Genomic DNA, 14964 nt, shown 5'->3' with positions numbered 1-14964 from the left:
GGGCGCTGATCGACGACGAGTTTCCGGACGCGGAATTCAACATCGAAGGCTATCCGACCGAGGACTTCCTGGCGCTTGTCGAAAAGCATCAGCCGGAACAAGTTACGCTGGTGCCCGACGATCCGGCGCAAGCGACCTCGGATCAGGCTGGGACTTCGTCGCCCAGGCCGCGTTCCTGACGCCGATCGTCAAGCGGCTGAAGAAGGGCGGTTTTCGCGTGTCGCTGTTTTCCGATGCCGATCCGGCCGGCGTGAATGCCGCGCGCGATACCGGCGCGGACCGGATCGAGCTCTACACCGGCCCGTATGGCAGTTGCCATTCCGATTCCGCCAAGGCCGCGAAAGAATTGGAAAAACTGGGAAAAACCGCCGACGCGGCTTTCGCGGCAGGGCTTCAGGTCAATGCCGGGCACGATCTGACCGTGGACAATCTGCCGGCGCTTGCCAAGCGTATCCCGGCATTGGCCGAAGTATCGATCGGACATGGGTTGACAGCCGATGCCCTGGAGTATGGCATGGCCCGCACGGTGGGACGTTTCTTGAAGGCCTGTGGATGGTAGCTCCGGGAGCTGAGCGTGACAGGCATGGGAGCCATCACGTTGCGGCACTTGATATTGCATCGCAGCAAGCGTAGAGCACCGCGCGTTTATCGGAGTGTCGTTTATGGCCCTTACCAATAGTGGTAGTGAGGCAGAACCCGTCGACCAATCGAGCCATACTGAAGTCGAGCAGCACAGCACCAAGATGCTGATGCTTGGCGCGCTCGGTGTGGTCTATGGCGATATCGGGACCAGCCCGATCTACGCGTTGCGCGAGGCATTGCATGCTTCGTCCGGCGGCGATGTGGCCACCCGTGGCGACATCCTTGGCGTGCTGTCGCTGATCATCTGGTCGCTGACTATCACGGTCACGATAAAATACATCATGTTCGTGCTGCGCGCTGACAACCGCGGTGAAGGCGGCGTGCTCTCGCTGATGGCGCTGGTGCGCGGCAGTTTCCCCACGCGCTCGGCTATCATCCTCGGCATCGGCATCATCGGGGCGTCGCTGTTCTTCGGCGACGCGGTGATCACGCCCGCTATCTCGGTGCTTTCGGCGGTCGAAGGTCTGGAGGTCGTAACACCTACCTTCCAGCCCTATGTCGTGCCGCTGACACTGCTCGTCCTTGCCATGCTGTTTGCCGTGCAGCGGTTCGGCACGGGCGGCGTCGGCCTCGTATTCGGTCCGGTCACCGCGCTATGGTTCCTGGCCATCGGCCTTTCCGGCCTCAATCATATTATCGACGACCCCGAGATTCTGTGGGCGATCAGCCCGCACTACATTGTCGCCTTCCTGATCAATTCACCCGACGTTTCCTTCGTGACCATCGGCGCGGTGTTCCTGGCGGTCACCGGCGCCGAGGCGCTCTATGCCGACCTTGGCCATTTCGGCCGCAAGCCGATCGTGCTGGCGTGGCTGGCGATCGTATTTCCGTGCCTGCTTTTGAATTATGCCGGGCAGGGTGCCTACGTGCTTGCCAAGGGTGGCACCGTCGGCCATCCGTTCTTCGAGATGAACGAGGGCTGGGCCCTCATCCCCATGGTGGCGCTGGCGACGGCGGCGACCGTGATTGCCAGCCAGGCGGTGATCTCCGGCGCCTATTCGCTAGCCAGGCAGGCTGTGCAACTCAACATGCTGCCGCGTCTCGAAATCCTGCACACGTCGGAGAAACAGTCCGGGCAAGTTTACATGCCGCGCGTCAACATGCTGCTGGCGCTTGTGGTGATGCTGCTGGTGGTCGGCTTCGGCGCGTCCAGCAGACTTGCCTCGGCCTACGGCATCTCGGTGACGGGCAACATGCTGGTGACGACGACGCTGCTGTTCGTCGTCATGACGCGCATCTGGAAGTGGAACATCTGGCCGGCGGTCGTGCTGACGGCAGTATTCGCGCTCATCGATATCGGTTTCTTCGCTTCCAATATCATCAAGGTGTTCGAGGGCGGCTGGTCTTCGCTGGCTGTGGCCTTCGCCATCATCCTCGGCATGTGGACCTGGGTGCGCGGCAGCCGTTATCTCTTCGACAAGACGCGCCGCAACGAGATCCCGCTCGACTTCCTGGCGGCGAACCTTCTGAAAAAGAAGCCGCAACTGGTGTCGGGAACCGCGGTGTTCCTGACGAGCGACCCTCTCAGCGCACCGACGGCGCTGATGCACAGCCTGAAGCACTACAAGGTTCTGCACGAACAGAACGTCATCCTCTCGGTCGTGACGGCGCCGCAGCCGGTGGTGCCCGACAGCGAGCGCGTGAAGATGGAGACCGTCAACGAGCTGTTCATGCGGGTGACGCTCACCTTCGGCTATATGGAGCAGCCGAACATCCCGCGCGCGCTCGCGATCTGCCGCAAGCAGGGCTGGAAGTTCGATATCATGACGACGTCCTTCTTCCTGTCGCGGCGCTCGCTGAAGGCATCGCCCAATTCCGGCATGCCGATATGGCAGGACAGGCTGTTTATTGGTTTGGCGAAGACGGCGGCGGACGCGACAGAGTATTTCCAGATCCCGACCGGGCGCGTTGTCGAGATCGGCACGCAGGTCGCCATTTGAGGGCTTGCAACGCGTAAGGGACGGGAGGCATGAGCGGTGAGTTGGTGCTTGTAACCGGCGGATCCGGCTTCCTCGGCGCTCACTGCATCCTGGCAGCGTTAGAGCAATTCAGCTTCAGATCGCTGAACTGCTCTAACCATCTGTTTTTACGCAATTCCGGACGGAAAACCGCCACGCAGTTCTCCTGGAATTGCTCTGGTTTCAGCCGAGCAAGGCGGCCTTGTTCGCTTCGAGGAACTGCTTCAGCGTTTGCGGCTTGCGGCCCGACAGCGTCTCGACCGTATCGGTCACCATCCCGATGCGGCCGGAGCGCGTGTTGGCGTCGAAGGACACGATGATGCGGGCAAAGTCCTCTGGAAGCCCCGCCGCCTTGACGCCCTCCGTCAGCGCCTCGTCAGGCACCTGGATGACCTCCAGCGGCTTGCCGGTGACTTCGCTCACCAGTGCGGCAATTTCCTTTGTCGTGTAGGCCTGCGGGCCGGTCAGCGTGTAGATTTGGCTTTCCTTGGAGCCGGAAGCGAGGCCTGCGGCAATGGCGGCCGCCATGTCGTCGCGCGCGCCATGGGCGATGCGGCCGTCGGCGGCCGAGCTGTACCACTTGCCGGACGAAATGGCGTGCGGCAGCGCCAGGAACAGGTTCTCCTGATACCAGCTATTGCGGAAGATGGTGTGGGGGATCCCACTCGCCTTGATGGCCTGCTCGGTACCGTAGTGATCGCCGGCGAACAGCACCGGCGAGATCGGTTCAGGGTTGGGCATCGAGGTGTAGAGCAGATGCGAGACGCCGGCCGCCTTGGCCGCGGCGACCGCCGCCTGATGTTGCCTCAAGCGACGGTCGCTTCTCAAGTCGAGCTCGCCGGTCGACACGATCAGCACCCGGTCCGCGCCTTTGAATGCATTCTCCAGCGAGGCCGGATCGTCGAAGTCGGCCGCCCTGACGACAACGCCGAGGGCTGCCAGGTCAGCGAGGTTTTCGGGATTGCGCGTGGTGGCGACGATGTTCGCCGGCGCGACTTTCTGCGCATCGAGCAGATGGTTGATCACGGCGCGGCCGAGATGGCCGGAAGCGCCGGTGACGAGGAGGGTTTCGGTCATGGGAGGTTCCTGAAAATTGCGCCGAAGGGCGGGTGCGGTTGTCAGTCTCAAAAAGAGACCAGCGCTAAAATAGGAATTGACCCCAGGCCGTAAAGAAGGCAGTTTTTCGGGAGGTAGGCACAGCCAGGGAACTATCGGGCTGGCCGTATTCGGCTCAAGGGACGTCGCCATGGACAGCAAGATCGTCAATCTGAAATCCAAGATCGAGATCTACAAAGCCATGACGCAGGGCGCCAATTTCGCCGACTGCCCGGTTCGCGACGTCATCCAGGGCATCAACGGCAAATGGAGCCCCTTGCTGGTGATGGCGCTTGCGGAGAAGCCCTATCGCTTCGGCGAGCTGCGGCGGCTGGTTCCCGACATCTCGCAGCGCATGCTCACCCAGACACTGCATGAGCTGCAGCGCGACGGCTATGTGCATCGCGAGGTGTTCCCCACTAAGCCACCGAGCGTCGAGTACAGCCTGACCGATCTTGGGCGATCGATGTTCGTTCCCCTCTATCAGCTCGTCCAATGGGCCGAACTCAACCATGACGCGGTGCGCGATGCGCGGGCCGCTTTCGATGCCTCCTTCCGGGCCTGAGGCGCGATCGATTGGTGGCAATAGCGGCAAGGATTCCGCCGGGACCGCAATTCCTCGCCGCCATGGTCACTGGTACGGTGATCGACCCGTTCAAGCCGATCGGGCTTGCGGAGTTTCAGTGACCTGGAGCCGGATGATCTCGGATAGGTAAGATCCCTTTGCCCGCAGGAAGGCGTGCAGCCGTCGCGGATAGTCGGCGCCGACCGCTTCCCTGACCGATTGCCGTTTGGTCAAGGCCTCGCGCCAAGCCCGAACGAGAGGCTTGTCGTCGAGAATGCCGAAATCGCCGATGCGGTCGAAGGTGTCGAAATAGCGGAAGATCGGCCCGTAGACGGCGTCGACCAGCGAGAAGCGGTCGCCGGCGAACCACGGGCCGCTTTGCCTGGCTGCAAGCTCCGCCTCCACGCGCGCAAACATTTCCGACAGCGCTTTGCTTTCCGTGACGAAAGCAGCCTCATCTGCCGCCGAGTAGAAACGGCCGATGGCGTTGAGGATGGCCGAGCCGAACTCGATCCAGGCGCGATGCCTGGCCCGCATGAGCGGATCGGCCGGATGCAGGGGATTCGCCTCCGTCTCCTCGAGGAATTCCAGGATGACGGCGGATTCGAAAATGACTTCTTCGCCGCCGCCATGCCGGACGCGGAGCAGCGGCACCTTGCCGAGCGGCGAGATGGCCTTGAACCAGTCCGGCTTGCTGGAAAGATCGACATTGACCCGCTCGAACGGCACGCCTTTCTCGGCGAGCGAGATCGCCGCGCGCTGGACGTAGGGGCAAAGGTGATGGCTGACGAGGGTTAGCCTGGCGGTCATCTCACTCTCCCCAGACATAGTTCAGCGCGCCGTTCTCGACGCGGGTCGACAGGAACATCAGGCGCGAGCCTTTCGGCGCCGGGCCTTCGAGGCGCTCGCCGCTTTCCATGTCGAAGCGGGCGCCGTGCCACTGGCAGACAAATGTGCCGTCCTTGCAATCGAGCGGCCCGCCGAAATGCAGGCAGGCATTGGCCGCGGCGCGGATGCGCTCGCCGCTGCGCCAGACATGGACCTCGCGGCCGAAGAAAGGCGCGACCAGGCTGCCGGTCTGCGGGATGTCGGCCACTTTACAGATTTCGTGTTTCATCGGAGAACTCCTTATCGATGCAATTGCATCTATATGGATGCATCTGCATCGATCGTCAATCTTGATGCAATTGCATCTATCGAATAGAGTCCGTCGATGACGAAGAAATCTCCTTCGCCCGGTGCTGTCAAAACCTGGGGCCGCCTGCTGCGCGTGTCGCGCCAACTGGTCGAGAAGACCGAGGATATCTTGAAGGCCGGCGGCCTGCCGCCGCTCGCCTGGTATGACGTGCTGCACGAGCTTGCCGAGGCGGGCGAGGGTGGCTTGCGTCCATTCGAGCTGATCGATCGCGTGCTTTTGGCGCAGTACAACGTCTCGCGGCTGCTGGCCCGGCTGGAAGTGGACGGCCTGGTGGAAAAGCTGCCAGTCTCGGATGACGGCCGCGGCCAGACCGTGCGCATAACGCCAAGTGGCCGGGAGATGCGCCGCCGCATCTGGGCGGTCTATGGCGCGGCCATCGCCGATTTGATGGGCGACAAGCTTTCCGCCAAGGAGTTGGAGGTGCTGGCCAGCTTGCTCGGTCGGCTGCGCGATCCGCCGATCGGGGACTAAGGCGCGTCGCGCTGAGACGGATTCGGGCGACGCGCTTTGGTCTTTGTTTTGATGCATGTCGCTGTCGCAGAACCGCTGCACACTTCTAGCGACATGCACTAGCCGCGAGGTCTTTTCCGGATCCGGCCGTCTCGACTTTTCGGCAATGGCCCCTTGCATCGGAAGCCGGAATGCGCAATAAGCCGAACCGTAACGTACGGTACGCCCTAGAGGTAGCCGAGAACGGATAGAACGTGTTGCAGACCGGCGCCGACATCGACAATAGCGAAGGACTGACCGAGCGGCAGCAGGCCGTTCTGGACGCAGCACTTCGCCTGCTGGTCGAGGAGGGCGACAACCTCACCATGACCGCGGTGGCGCGGCGAGCAAGCTGTTCCAAGGAAACGCTCTACAAATGGTTCGGCGACCGGGACGGGCTGCTCACCGCAACGGTGCAGTGGCAGGCCTCGAAGGTGCGTGTAGCGCCGGTCGACCGCAAGGGCCTCACCCTTGCCTCGCTGACGGCAAGCCTCGAACGCTTCGCCTCCGACTGGCTGCGGGTGATCTCCAGCGATACGTCCGTCGCGCTGAACCGCGTCGCGGTCGGCCATGCCGGTTCCGGGAAAGATGACCTTGGCGCTATCGTACTACAGAATGGGCGTTTCGCGCTGGCCAGGCGCCTGAAGCCGGTGCTGGAAGCGGGACGCGAGGCCGGCCTGCTCGACTTCGACGACGCCGAGACGGCGTTCCGGACCTTTTTCGGGCTGGTCGCCCGCGACGTGCAGATGAGGCTTCTGCTCGGCGACCGACTGCAGTTGACCGAGGCGACGATCGGCGGCGATGCCGCGCGCGCGACGCACCAGTTTCTCGCTCTTTACGGATCAAGAACCGGGAGAGCAAATAACCGGCCGCCAGGCCCTGGAGCCGGATGATTTCAGGTCAGGTCGACCTGAAATCTGAATCCGGCTCCAAATCAAAGAGATAGAGCATGATGTCGTCCGAAAACCGCTTCACACTTTTCGGCATCATGCTCTGATCTTCAAAAACGGGAAGGAAGACGAAATGCGTGTCTATTACGATCGTGACGCCGATCTCAATCTGATCAAGGGCAAGAAGGTCGCCATCATCGGCTATGGCAGCCAGGGCCGGGCACATGCGCTCAACCTCAAGGATTCCGGCGTCAAGGAGATCGCCATCGGTCTGAAGGCCGGCTCGGCGACCGCCAAGAAGGTCGAGGCCGACGGGCTCAAGGTGATGAGCGTGGCGGATGCCGCCAAGTGGGCCGACCTGATGATGATGGCGACGCCTGACGAATTGCAGGCTGACATCTATAAGAACGAGATCGCGCCGAACATCCGCGATGGCGCCGCGATCGCCTTCGCGCACGGCCTCAACGTGCATTTCGGCCTGATCGAGCCGAAGGCCTCGGTCGACGTCGTCATGATCGCGCCGAAGGGCCCTGGCCACACGGTGCGCGGCGAATACCAGAAGGGCGGCGGCGTGCCGTGCCTGGTGGCCGTCAACCACGATGCCTCGGGCAACGCGCTCGACCTCGCGCTCTCCTACGCATGCGGCGTCGGCGGCGGCCGCTCAGGCATCATCGAGACCAACTTCCGCGAGGAATGCGAGACCGACCTGTTCGGCGAGCAGGTGGTGCTGTGCGGCGGCCTGGTCGAGTTGATCCGCGCCGGTTTCGAGACGCTGGTGGAAGCCGGCTACGCGCCGGAAATGGCCTATTTCGAGTGCCTGCACGAAGTGAAGCTGATCGTCGACCTGATCTATGAGGGCGGCATCGCCAACATGAACTACTCGATCTCGAACACCGCCGAATGGGGCGAATATGTCTCGGGCCCGCGCATCATCACCGCCGACACCAAGGCCGAGATGAAGCGTATCCTGAAGGACATCCAGACCGGCAAGTTCACCTCGGAGTGGATGCAGGAGTATCGCGCCGGCCTGTCGCGCTTCAAAGGCATCCGCCGCATGAACGACAGCCACCAGATCGAGGAAGTCGGCGCGAAGCTCCGCGCGATGATGCCGTGGATCGCCAAGAACAAGCTGGTCGACAAGGCGAAGAACTAGGAAGCCTGCGCCAATTCTACCCTGCCGGCCTGCTGCAGGTTTTTGCGCTTCCGGTGCTCACGGACTTCAAGTCCGCTCCGCTGCGGTTCTCGAAACCCGCACCAGCTGACTCGGCAGGGCGAATGTCATCAGACTTCCCGCGTGAAACATCAAAGTCGGCGGAGCGATCCGCCGGCGTTTTCATGCTCAACCACAATGCCAGCGCGGTTTCGGCTCGGTGCCGGTGAACTCGACGCCGATACGGTCCTCCCGGCGCCAGCGGACGACCGCCTTGTAGCCGATGCCGTCGGTCGGCACGTAAAGCAGGAATTCGTCGGGCACGCGCGCCTCGACCGGCACCTTCAGTTCGGCGCCGCCGGGATGCATGTTGCGCACCGTGCATTTGACTTCGGAATTGTTGACGCCGGTCAGAATCGCCGCGCCTTTCAGCACGCGTTGCCGGTGCTTGTCTCTCGACTCGTTCTCAGCCATGGCGGGCAAGTCCTAACGGATCGCAACATGACGATCGTCATGCGGTGGCACCGCATCACGGATAGATGTCCCTGCTAAATTTAGGGTTACATTGCCCCCGCAAGCGATCTCTTTTTGCCGAAATAGAAACGGCGCCGCGATGGGCGCCGTTTCATTCTTCCTGTCGACGGGCTCAGATATAGGGCGAAATGCACTGCCGGCGCGGGCCATAGTAAGGCTGGAACGTGTTGTCCCAGGCCCGATACGAGCGGTAGCGGTCATAGCACCATTGGACATGGGCCCTGGACAGCCGCTCGGTCCGGTAGATGCGCCGCGGCTGGTAGTAGCGCGGATAGGGATCATAATAGTAGGGATCGTAGTAGTTGCCGTAGGCCAAGCTGCCCAGGCCCAGGCCGAGGCCTAAGCCAAGCAGGGCGGCGTCACCATCATTGAAATGCCGATGATGGCGGTGATGGCGCCAGCGCCAGTCGCCATTCCAATCGCCGCCATCCCAGTTGCGGGAGAAATGGCGGCTGCGGAAGTTGTCGCCGCGCCACCTGAAGTCGCGGCCGCGCCACTCGCCACCGCGCCGCCAGCGCCAGTCATACATCTGCGGCGAGTAGTTGTTGCCGCCGGCCCATTCGTCACGGACCGGGATGATTTGCGGCGCGGTCGCATTGGTCGCGGTCGAAAGATCGGGCTGCAGGATCGGGCCGGCAATCGACGGCACCGCCAAGCCCGCAAGAAGACCCAAGGTCATCAACCCGGATCCGAGGGAAGACAAGAGCGGTTTCATTTCACTCTCCAAGGAGTAAAGGCCCCACGCCCAGAAACACCCCGGGAATGGGCCTATTGATGGAACTTTTCGTCTGAACGGAAGATGAACGGAAAGGTTCCGTCAACCATGACGGGCATGCGCCTGGCTCTTGTGCTCGCCGTCGCTTGCGGGCAAAGGTCTCGGCCATGTCGCTGCGCCTCGCCACCTTCAACGTCGAGAACCTGATGAACAGGTTCGATTTTTCCGGCTATCGCAACCAGCTCAACGAGGACCGTACGCTGGCGCTGTTCGACATCCAGAGCGAGGCCGAATACAGGCTGCTGGAACAGGCGCGCGCCATCGCCCAGTCCGACGATACCCGCCAACTGACGGCGCTCGCCATAGCGGCAACCCGCGCCGACATCATCTGCATGCAGGAGGTCGACAACATCGAGGCGCTGAAGGCCTTCGAATATGGCTATCTCTTCAAGATGATCGGGCAGGGCTACCGCCAGAAATTCACCACCACCGGCAATGACGCCCGCGGCATCGATGTCGCGGTGATGATGCGCAGCGAGACCGCGCAGGGCCAGCCGATCGAGTTCGTGCGCATGACCAGCCACGCTTATGTCACGTTCGAGCAGTTCGACCTGTTCACGCCGGAACTGGCGGCGCTCGGGTTCCTGGCGAACGAGCGTATCTTCAGGCGCGACTGTCTGGAAATCGACGTGACGGTAGGCGGCGTGCCGCTGACGCTTTATCTGGTGCATTTCAAATCGATGGGTTCGCCGCGCAACGGGCTCGACGGCCGCGAGGCGACGATGCCGCTGCGCATCGCCGAGGCGCAGGCCGTGCGCCGTATCATCGAGGAGCGTTTCGGCAAGGATCATGCGGCGGACAAGCGCTGGGCGATCTGCGGCGACATGAACGACTATCGCCAGCGCGTGAAGATCGAAGGTGACAGCTTCGACGGCTATCGCTTCGAGGTGGTCGACGAAGCCCAGTCCGCTATCAGCGTTCTGACCGCCGGCGGGTTCTGCGAAAATGTCGTCGAGCGGCGGCCGGAGATGGATCGCTGGAGTTTCTACCACACACGTGGACCGGAAGAGCGGCATCTCTGCCAGCTCGACTATATCCTGCTGTCGAAAGCGTTTGCCGCGAAGAACGCGACGGCGGTTCCGGACATCATCCGCAACGGCCAGCCCTGGCGCACCATCTTTCCGCCGGGGCAGGAAGTCGAACGTTTCCCGCGTGCCGGCTGGGACAGGCCGAAGGCCTCCGACCATTGCCCGGTGGTGATCAACCTGGACATGGCGTGAGCCCGTGAGTTTCGACCTGCCACGCAACGTCATTCTGCCCGTCGACGAGGTCGACGTACGGCTCGACTCAAATTCTCATCCCTTCGAGCGCGACAACGAGGCAGCGATTGCCGAAAACTGGCAGCGCGAAATGGCAGCAAAGCCGGCGCTCTACGATGGCACCGTGGTGCTGCTTTCGGCGCTCGCCTATCGCGACAGCCGGCTTGTCGGCCGCTGCCATGCCGTGAAGTATTCGACCTTCATGCTCTGGCGCAAAAACCGTGAGCGGAGCGGCGCCGAGCATGCCTATGCGCATGCCGTGCTGGTTGCCGGCGACAATGCGCTGGTGGCGATCCGCATGGGCTCGCATACGGTGAACGCCGGCCGCGTCTATTTCGCCGCCGGCTCCTTCGAGCCGATCGATTTCCGCGACGGCCTCGTCGATGTCGACTTCAACATGATCCGCGAAGTGGGCGAGGAGACAGGGCTCGACCTGTCGGCGGCTCAGCGCGGACGGCGCTGTTACGCGCTTTCGACAGCGAACGGCACGGTGATCTTCCGTCGCTACCGGGTCGCCGAGCCGGCCGATGAAATCGTGCGGCGCATCAGTGATTTCGTTGCCGCCGAAACCGAACCCGAAATCGAAGCTCCGGTCGTCATCCGCAGCGCCGATGATCTACCGGACGGGCTGATGGGCCATATGAAGCCGCTCATCGAATGGCATTTTGCGGAGAGCGACGAGAACTCCGACCTTTAATGTTACCTTGCAGGGGCGCGCGAAAATACTCCCGCGCCCCGTCAACCCATCGCCGGCCTGCCACCTGGACGGAAGCCGGACTATGGAAAGATTGGAGCCAACGCGTCATCCGGCGCGACCGCCGGGACGCCGGGCTTGCCCGCGAGGACTGTAGCTGGGCCATCGTCCTTGTAATAGTAGCTGTAGCCATTGATGGCGGGCGCGCCGCCAAGATGCGCGTAAAGAATTCTCGAACCTTCGGGGAAGAAGCCTTTCCTGGCCAGATCGATCAGGCCCTGCATCGACTTCCCCTCATAGACCGGATCGGTGATCATGGCCTCCGTGCGCGCCGCCAGCCGGATCGCGTCATTCGTCGCCTCCGAGGGAACGCCATAGGCCGGATAGGCATAGTCGGGATTGATCACGATTTCGTCGTCGCGCACGGCGCGGCCCAGCCCGACAAGGGCGGCGGTGTCGTCGACGATGCGGCGGACCTGGGCACGGGTCTGGGCGAGCGTTCCCGAGGCATCGATCCCGATCACGCGGTCGGCGCGGCCTTGCGCGGCGAAGCCAACGATCATGCCGGCCTGCGTCGAGCCGGTCACGACGCACACGATGATGTAGTCGAAAGCAAAGCCAAGCTCGGTTTCCTGCCTGGCCACCTCCTCGGCGAAACCGACATAGCCCAACCCGCCGAACTTATGCACCGAGGCGCCGGCCGGGATCGGATAGGGCTTGCCGCCTGCGTCCTTCACCGACTGGATTGCATCCTCCCAGCTTTTGCGGATGCCGATATCGAAGCCGTCGTCGACAAGCCGGCTGTCCGCGCCCATCAGACGCGTCAGCAGGATGTTGCCGACCCGGTCGTAGACCGCATCATAGTGCGGGACCCATTTTTCCTGGATCACCACGCACTTCATGCCGATCTTGGCCGCCGTCGCCGCGACCAGGCGCGTATGGTTCGACTGGACGCCGCCGATCGATACCAGCGTGTCGGCACCGGTGCGAATAGCGTCCGGCACGATATACTCGAGCTTTCGCAGCTTGTTCCCGCCCATGGCGAGCCCGGAATTGCAATCATCTCGCTTTGCGTAGACCTGCACCTTCCCGCCCAACGCCGCGCTCAGACGCGGCAGATGCTCGATCGGCGTCGGGCCGAAGGTCAGCGGATACCGTTCAAACTTTTCGAGAAGTGACATCGATTTGCCTCCGCCATGGTCGTTCTTTCGATAGGCAGAGGATAGACGAATTAGAGCGAAAGGTGCTCTCGAAGGTTCTCTCAGGATTTTTGCTGTTCTACAAGAAAATGCGCTAAGATTGCGGTAATCGTTCATTGAAAACCGCTCAAATGGAAGAATCTTCCACTTCAGCTCTCGACCGCATCGACGTCAAGATCCTGCGGGTCCTTCAGGCCGAGGGACGGTTGACCAATGCGGAGCTCGCGGCTCGCGTGAATGTCAGCGCCGCCACATGCCACCGGCGCACGCAGCGCCTGTTCGAAGAGGGCTATATCACCGGGGTCAGGGCGGAGATCGCGCCCGCCGCGGTAGGGCTTGGCGCGCTGGTGATGGTCGGCGTCGTGCTCGACCGTTCCACCCCGGAAAGCTTCGCCGCCTTCGAAGAGGCCGCGCTCAAGCTCAAGGAGGTGCTGGATTGCAATCTGGTGGCGGGCGACTTCGATTATCTGCTGAAGATAAGAGTTCGGGACATGGCGGATTTCAACAAGCTTCACGGGCAGAAGCTGATCGCGCTGCCGGGCGTCCGGCAGACCCGAACCTTCTTCGTCATGAAGGAGGTCAAGGAGAATGCGCGGCTTCCGTTTTGACGGGCTCTGCAACCCAAGGACGCAGCCTATTCATGCCTCAGCGCATCGATCGGGTCGAGCCTTGCGCCGCGCAGCGCCGGGAAGAAGCCGAACACCACGCCGATCAGCGCCGAGAAACCGACGGCGAGCAGGATGACTGCCGGGCTCGGCGCAAAGGGTATGGTCAACGTCGCCGAGGCAAGGCCGGCGAGCGCAAGCCCGATCAGGATGCCGATGATGCCGCCAAGCAACGACAGCACGGTCGCCTCGACCAGGAACTGGATGAGGATGTGCTTCTCATGCGCGCCGATCGCCAGCCTGATGCCGATCTCGCGCGTGCGTTCGGTGACGGACACCAGCATGATGTTCATGATGCCGATGCCACCGACCAGCAGGCTGACGCCGGCGACCGCGCCCAGCATGCCGGTCATGGTGGTGGTGGCGCTGGCCATCGCGTCGGCGATCTGGGTCATGTCGCGGATCGAGAAATCGGGATCGCGGTCCGGCGTGATGCGGCGCGTGTCACGCAGGATGTCCTCGACGCGCGGCTGCAGTTCGGTGGTCGGCGTGCTGTTGTCGGCAGCGATGTAAATGTTGTCGATGTCGCGGTTGCCGGCGATGCGCCGCTGATAGGCGGCAAGAGGCATCAGCACGACGTTGTCCTGGTCCTGGCCGAAGCCGGTATAGCCCTTCGGTTCCAGCAGGCCGACGATCCTGCACGAGGTGCGGTTGACACGGATGATCTCGCCCTCCGGATCGCCGGCGCCGAAGAACTGCTGGCGCACTGTCTCGCCGATCAGGCACACCCCAGCGCCGGCGCGGGTCTCGGAATCACTGAACGGGCGGCCGGAAACCAGTTTCCAGTCGCGCGCGTCGAGATAGGCGCTGTCGGTGCCGGTCACGCCCGACGTCAGGCTTTCCGTGCCGAAGATGACGCGCACCTGCTTTTGCGAGGCCGGGGCGATGGCGCGGGCGCCGCTGAGATGGGCGACGAGCGCCGCAAGGTCCTTGTCGGCGAGGGGGCGGGTGGCCTGGTCGAGCCCGCCCGGTCCGCCCGGTCCGGCGGGTCGGCCGGAGCGCACGACCAGAAGATTGCTGCCGAGCTTCGAGATATCGGCCTTGACCTTCTCGGTGGTGCCGGAACCGATGGTGAGCATGGCGATGACAGCCGCCACGCCGATGACGATGCCAAGCAGGGTCAGGAACGAGCGCAGCACGTTCCTGCGGATGGAAATCAGCGAAAGGCGGACGGTCTCCCAGATCATGCGGCCTCGGCTTTTGCTGCGTCCGAGGCGACATGGCCGTCGAGGAAGCGCACGGTGCGCCTGGCATACTCCGCGACATCGGCCTCGTGCGTGACCATGACGATGGTGAGGCCGAGTTCGGCATTGAGCCTGGTCAGCAGGTGCATGATCTCGTGCGTGCGTGCCGTGTCGAGATTTCCCGTGGGCTCGTCGGCGACGAGCAACGTCGGCTTGGTGACGATGGCGCGCGCGATCGCAACGCGCTGCTGCTGACCGCCCGAGAGTTCGGCCGGCGTATGGTGCTCCCGGCCGACAAGTCCGACCTCGGCCAGCGCGTGCATTGCGAGATCGCGGCGTTCGCGAGCGGAAACACCGCGATAGATCAGCGGCAGCTCGACATTCTCGGCCGCCGTGGTGCGGGGCAGGAGATTATAGCCCTGGAAGACGAAGCCGACATAGAGGTTGCGCAGCACGGCACGGCGGTTGCGGTCGAGCCTGCCGGCATCGACGCCCATGAAGCGGTAGGTTCCGGCCGTCGGCGTGTCGAGACAGCCGATGACGTTCATGGCGGTCGACTTGCCAGAGCCGGACGGTCCCATGATGGCGACGAACTCGCCGCGGCGTATCGCAAGATCGACGCCGGCAAGCGCGTCCACGCGCGCCTCGCCCTCGCCATAGCTCTTCC

The 14964-nt window shown here is 62.9% G+C and carries 16 protein-coding genes and 1 pseudogene; 9 read left to right on the top strand and 8 right to left on the bottom strand.

Translation table 11 applies throughout. From position 1 onward, the window contains the following. Both EOA38_RS11475 and EOA38_RS11470 read left to right on the top strand, forming a co-directional pair. Positions 1 to 559, top strand: a pseudogene (locus tag EOA38_RS11475) (pyridoxine 5'-phosphate synthase); the annotation flags it as partial. Positions 560 to 662: 103 nt separating this feature from the next. Next, on the top strand, positions 663 to 2582 hold the full coding sequence (locus EOA38_RS11470) for a potassium transporter Kup (protein WP_126093169.1): 1920 nt from the start codon (positions 663 to 665) through the stop codon (positions 2580 to 2582). Between the two features lie 201 nt (positions 2583 to 2783). Here EOA38_RS11470 and EOA38_RS11465 read toward each other — a convergent pair whose 3' ends face one another. Further along, positions 2784 to 3677: an SDR family oxidoreductase gene (locus EOA38_RS11465; protein ID WP_126093170.1), complete on the bottom strand. Its 894-nt coding sequence runs from the start codon at positions 3675 to 3677 to the stop codon at positions 2784 to 2786. A 169-nt stretch (positions 3678 to 3846) separates the two neighbouring features. Between EOA38_RS11465 and EOA38_RS11460 the strand changes: the two genes are divergently transcribed. Then, on the top strand, positions 3847 to 4260 hold the full coding sequence (locus EOA38_RS11460; RefSeq protein WP_126093171.1) for a helix-turn-helix domain-containing protein: 414 nt from the start codon (positions 3847 to 3849) through the stop codon (positions 4258 to 4260). Positions 4261 to 4350: 90 nt separating this feature from the next. Here EOA38_RS11460 and EOA38_RS11455 read toward each other — a convergent pair whose 3' ends face one another. Further along, complete coding sequence (locus EOA38_RS11455) at positions 4351 to 5070, bottom strand: glutathione S-transferase family protein (RefSeq protein WP_189349994.1); 720 nt, start codon at positions 5068 to 5070, stop codon at positions 4351 to 4353. Between the two features lies 1 nt (position 5071). Then, a complete protein-coding gene (locus tag EOA38_RS11450) occupies positions 5072 to 5377 on the bottom strand; it encodes a Rieske (2Fe-2S) protein (RefSeq protein WP_126093173.1) in 306 nt (101 codons plus the stop codon). Between the two features lie 96 nt (positions 5378 to 5473). Here EOA38_RS11450 and EOA38_RS11445 point away from each other — a divergent pair, with 96 nt between their 5' ends. The 3 genes from EOA38_RS11445 to ilvC all read left to right on the top strand — a co-directional run bounded on the left by EOA38_RS11445 (position 5474) and on the right by ilvC (position 7990). Beyond that, the gene (locus tag EOA38_RS11445) at positions 5474 to 5929 is read left to right on the top strand and encodes a MarR family winged helix-turn-helix transcriptional regulator (RefSeq protein WP_126093174.1); all 456 of its coding nucleotides are present in this window, start codon (positions 5474 to 5476) and stop codon (positions 5927 to 5929) included. A 233-nt stretch (positions 5930 to 6162) separates the two neighbouring features. Then, positions 6163 to 6840 (top strand): TetR/AcrR family transcriptional regulator, encoded by a 678-nt coding sequence (locus EOA38_RS11440; RefSeq protein ID WP_126093175.1) that lies wholly within the window; start codon positions 6163 to 6165, stop codon positions 6838 to 6840. A 130-nt stretch (positions 6841 to 6970) separates the two neighbouring features. Next, complete coding sequence (gene ilvC, locus EOA38_RS11435; RefSeq protein ID WP_126093176.1) at positions 6971 to 7990, top strand: ketol-acid reductoisomerase; 1020 nt, start codon at positions 6971 to 6973, stop codon at positions 7988 to 7990. Between the two features lie 186 nt (positions 7991 to 8176). On the opposite strand, the gene EOA38_RS11430 is transcribed toward ilvC, so the two are convergent. Both EOA38_RS11430 and EOA38_RS11425 read right to left on the bottom strand, forming a co-directional pair. Further along, entirely contained in the window at positions 8177 to 8461 is a 285-nt protein-coding gene (locus tag EOA38_RS11430; RefSeq protein ID WP_127299251.1) for a PilZ domain-containing protein, read from the bottom strand. Between the two features lie 172 nt (positions 8462 to 8633). Next, complete coding sequence (locus EOA38_RS11425) at positions 8634 to 9236, bottom strand: BA14K family protein (RefSeq protein WP_126093178.1); 603 nt, start codon at positions 9234 to 9236, stop codon at positions 8634 to 8636. A gap of 167 nt (positions 9237 to 9403) precedes the next feature. Here EOA38_RS11425 and EOA38_RS11420 point away from each other — a divergent pair, with 167 nt between their 5' ends. Both EOA38_RS11420 and EOA38_RS11415 read left to right on the top strand, forming a co-directional pair. Next, positions 9404 to 10516, top strand: a complete 1113-nt coding sequence (locus EOA38_RS11420) for an endonuclease/exonuclease/phosphatase family protein (protein ID WP_126093179.1) — start codon at positions 9404 to 9406, stop codon at positions 10514 to 10516. Between the two features lie 4 nt (positions 10517 to 10520). Further along, on the top strand, positions 10521 to 11252 hold the full coding sequence (locus tag EOA38_RS11415; RefSeq protein ID WP_126093180.1) for a hypothetical protein: 732 nt from the start codon (positions 10521 to 10523) through the stop codon (positions 11250 to 11252). A gap of 80 nt (positions 11253 to 11332) precedes the next feature. On the opposite strand, the gene EOA38_RS11410 is transcribed toward EOA38_RS11415, so the two are convergent. Next, positions 11333 to 12430, bottom strand: a complete 1098-nt coding sequence (locus EOA38_RS11410; RefSeq protein WP_245464641.1) for a 1-aminocyclopropane-1-carboxylate deaminase — start codon at positions 12428 to 12430, stop codon at positions 11333 to 11335. 149 nt (positions 12431 to 12579) lie between these two features. On the opposite strand from EOA38_RS11410, the gene EOA38_RS11405 reads away from it, so the two are divergent. Next, positions 12580 to 13056 (top strand): Lrp/AsnC ligand binding domain-containing protein, encoded by a 477-nt coding sequence (locus EOA38_RS11405; protein WP_126093181.1) that lies wholly within the window; start codon positions 12580 to 12582, stop codon positions 13054 to 13056. Positions 13057 to 13082: 26 nt separating this feature from the next. On the opposite strand, the gene EOA38_RS11400 is transcribed toward EOA38_RS11405, so the two are convergent. Further along, the gene (locus EOA38_RS11400; protein ID WP_126093182.1) at positions 13083 to 14300 is read right to left on the bottom strand and encodes an ABC transporter permease; all 1218 of its coding nucleotides are present in this window, start codon (positions 14298 to 14300) and stop codon (positions 13083 to 13085) included. Then, a partial coding sequence (locus EOA38_RS11395) for an ABC transporter ATP-binding protein (RefSeq protein WP_145965949.1) occupies positions 14297 to 14964 on the bottom strand: 668 nt, incomplete at its 5' end. The genes EOA38_RS11400 and EOA38_RS11395, both read right to left, overlap by 4 nt.

Source organism: Mesorhizobium sp. M1E.F.Ca.ET.041.01.1.1 (assembly GCF_003997355.1).
GTDB lineage: Bacteria > Pseudomonadota > Alphaproteobacteria > Rhizobiales > Rhizobiaceae > Mesorhizobium.
The sequence above is the reverse complement of the archived record's forward strand: the minus strand, read 5'-3'. Positions and strand labels throughout refer to the sequence as shown.

Coding starts and splice junctions, on each gene's coding strand:
- EOA38_RS11470 (WP_126093169.1), top strand. CDS start 663: ATGGCCCTTACCAATAGTGGTAGTGAGGCAGAACCCGTCGACCAATCG.
- EOA38_RS11465 (WP_126093170.1), bottom strand. CDS start 3,677: ATGACCGAAACCCTCCTCGTCACCGGCGCTTCCGGCCATCTCGGCCGC.
- EOA38_RS11460 (WP_126093171.1), top strand. CDS start 3,847: ATGGACAGCAAGATCGTCAATCTGAAATCCAAGATCGAGATCTACAAA.
- EOA38_RS11455 (WP_189349994.1), bottom strand. CDS start 5,070: ATGACCGCCAGGCTAACCCTCGTCAGCCATCACCTTTGCCCCTACGTC.
- EOA38_RS11450 (WP_126093173.1), bottom strand. CDS start 5,377: ATGAAACACGAAATCTGTAAAGTGGCCGACATCCCGCAGACCGGCAGC.
- EOA38_RS11445 (WP_126093174.1), top strand. CDS start 5,474: ATGACGAAGAAATCTCCTTCGCCCGGTGCTGTCAAAACCTGGGGCCGC.
- ilvC (WP_126093176.1), top strand. CDS start 6,971: ATGCGTGTCTATTACGATCGTGACGCCGATCTCAATCTGATCAAGGGC.
- EOA38_RS11430 (WP_127299251.1), bottom strand. CDS start 8,461: ATGGCTGAGAACGAGTCGAGAGACAAGCACCGGCAACGCGTGCTGAAA.
- EOA38_RS11425 (WP_126093178.1), bottom strand. CDS start 9,236: ATGAAACCGCTCTTGTCTTCCCTCGGATCCGGGTTGATGACCTTGGGT.
- EOA38_RS11420 (WP_126093179.1), top strand. CDS start 9,404: ATGTCGCTGCGCCTCGCCACCTTCAACGTCGAGAACCTGATGAACAGG.
- EOA38_RS11410 (WP_245464641.1), bottom strand. CDS start 12,430: ATGTCACTTCTCGAAAAGTTTGAACGGTATCCGCTGACCTTCGGCCCG.
- EOA38_RS11405 (WP_126093181.1), top strand. CDS start 12,580: ATGGAAGAATCTTCCACTTCAGCTCTCGACCGCATCGACGTCAAGATC.
- EOA38_RS11400 (WP_126093182.1), bottom strand. CDS start 14,300: ATGATCTGGGAGACCGTCCGCCTTTCGCTGATTTCCATCCGCAGGAAC.